At 39.3% G+C, this 2,539-nt stretch carries 1 protein-coding gene and 2 pseudogenes; all 3 read right to left on the bottom strand.

The features are described 5' to 3' along the window. A pseudogene (locus BKL51_RS11145) lies at window positions 1-430 on the bottom strand (hypothetical protein); the annotation flags it as partial. Between the two features lie 143 nt (window positions 431-573). Beyond that, window positions 574-1,707, bottom strand: a complete 1,134-nt coding sequence (locus BKL51_RS11150) for a WD40 repeat domain-containing protein (RefSeq protein ID WP_077466731.1) — start codon at window positions 1,705-1,707, stop codon at window positions 574-576. Window positions 1,708-1,718: 11 nt separating this feature from the next. After that, window positions 1,719-2,539: pseudogene (locus BKL51_RS11155) on the bottom strand (hypothetical protein); the annotation flags it as partial.

Genomic DNA, 2,539 nt, shown 5'->3' on the forward strand with positions numbered 1-2,539 from the left:
ACACTTTGGCTAATTCCCGCCCGGCCTCATTGGCATAAAGCTCCGCACGGAAAAACTCCAGGCTGGCTTTCACACTCCCGGACCAAGTGACGCCAATAATACGACTATATTTCTCCCAATCATCAAATTTATCCAATTTATCTTTTCCCGAGGCGGCAAGATTTAAATAATACTCAACATGAGGAAACCAGCTTAATGCTTCTTCGCCATTAAACTGTTTATCGTATCTTTTGTAAGTGTCTTCATTTAACTTTCGCCCTTTTGCTTGAATCATTGCGAGTAAGTCATCACGCCCGTAATGTAACCACGGCTGCTGTAATTCATCGCTTCGGATATTGATATTAGGCGGACGGGCGGTATCTTTAGACACGGAATTTATATTAACGGCTTCTTCATAAAGAGGGTAGCGTCCCGCCCGACCTAATGGCACGTTATAACCATGAATAAAAAGGGTCGCGACATTCCCGTCTAAATGAATTTGGTGTTTAAGCTACCGTGCTGTCTTCTTCCGCTTAACTTAAAACAAGTGCGGTCAAAAACGCCCTCATTTTCAACCGCACTTTTTAGTTTTAATTAATCCGCCACCCAAATTTTTTCCAGCTCTTTTGTTGCAGGGTGATATTTATAGACATTAATCCCGCCTCGCCCGTATTGCCCCGTAACGAGAATATTGGCTTTATAAGCGGAGGCAATGCTCAAATTTCCTTGTGATACTCGGGGATCTTGTCCGATCTCCACATAGGCTTGAATCCATGGATCACCGGTAGAGTAAATCGGCGCTAATTCACTATAATCACGAACAAACAAAATAAAATCTTTTTCTGATAAAAATGCAATGGTATTGGCATCTATAAAATAAGATATACTTTTATCTTTAAATTTATTAGGAACAGGTAATAATTTGCTGGTATCACGTGTTTTCGTTTTTTTATCAAAAATGCCATCTATATCAGCTAATCTAAACCTTTTATTTGGATTAATAACAGACCACATATAACGTCTTGCATTATCACTGACGGCAACCACCCATTTCCCATCTGGGCTAATTCTTCCTGATGTCCGATTTGAATTACCGTATAATCTTGCAAGGGGTTTTAACGTCTTTTTGTCCCATAACGTCACACCTTGATAGCTGTCTTTTTTATATTTATCAGGGTTGACCGGATTGGTGGTTAATTTGGTTTCAGCCGCTTCACCGTTACGTCCCTCCCACCCATCTCCAACCGATAAGAATTTGTCTCCGACAATCGAAAAGGTATAAGTCTGACTAGGGCCAATTGGGGCATCGGTATAAATAGGCACTAAACCTTTACCATGTCCTTTATAAAATTTTCCCCATTCATCTGCAGACAAATAAAACGATTTATCCGCTGATATAATTTGTCCTCTTGTTTTAAAATGTGGGAATTGAGAAATTTCTTTTCCTTCGACGTTTTGGATATGTACCACATTATTGCCATCCTGCCACATAAACTCGTGGCTATCAGGAATAAAGTAGGCACTATAAGAAAACGCATTCTTTGCTAAGAGTTTTTTCTCTTTCTTTTGAATATCCCATAGAAAAAGTTTTCCACCTCGATGTGCGCTAATCACATAGCGCCCGTCACTTGAAACCCCAAGCGAATGTACGGGTGGTTGTTGATTGGCACAGGCGGAAAGTAGGCTTAATAAGAAAAAACTCAGGCATAATTTAATTAATCTTTTCATCTTATATTCTCCTAATAGCGTCCAAATTTTGAGTTTTTCTTTATTTTATTAATGATGTACTTTTTATAACTTTCAGAGTAAATCAATGGAAAGACTTTATTTCTATCTAGCATCCCCACCCATTCATATTCCCATTCCCGCATAGCGGAGTGAGTAATAAAATATGGGCGTTGTTTATCCGGATTTTTTGTATCCCCATCTATAAACTCTGACTCTTCGACTGTTTGAGGGATAAATTGTACTTTTTCCGAATCTCTTATATCTTTAATAAAACTATCAACGTATAGATCTTTATCTTTTTTATTCAGATCTCCTTTCGTATTTTGCCCTTTCACCGAATACAAATCCCCCCTTGCTCCCAACGGCGGGCGGATATCCATATTAATTTGTTGCCAATCATGCACAACGATATAAGACAAAATCTCAATAATATGCTCTAACACTGCCTTTTGAATCGGGTCGTCTTTTTTAAACCGTCTAAAACAGCTCCAAGGGCGTAAATAATAAATCTCATCGGAAATCCCACCGTGTTTGGACAGTTTTTCCGCTTCCGTTTCAACGGCTTGACGAATGCGTGTTTGGTTTAATGCGTTTCGTTGAATATTGTCACAGATAAATTCCCGTTGGCGGCTATCGGTCACATCCCGACACCCGTATTTATCCTTCAACTTTTCAATACGAATATATTCATCGGAAATTTCCCTTGTCAATCCTTGTTCATAGGCATCGGCGGGTTTGGTATTGGGTTTATTAATGCCGAATGTCGCACTATTGTCAAACATCGTAATCGTAAACTTAGCCTGATTGGCATTTACATAATAATCGCCCAACG

Origin of the sequence: Rodentibacter sp. Ppn85 (genome assembly GCF_001999335.1) — a bacterium.
In the GTDB taxonomy this organism is placed as follows: domain Bacteria; phylum Pseudomonadota; class Gammaproteobacteria; order Enterobacterales; family Pasteurellaceae; genus Rodentibacter.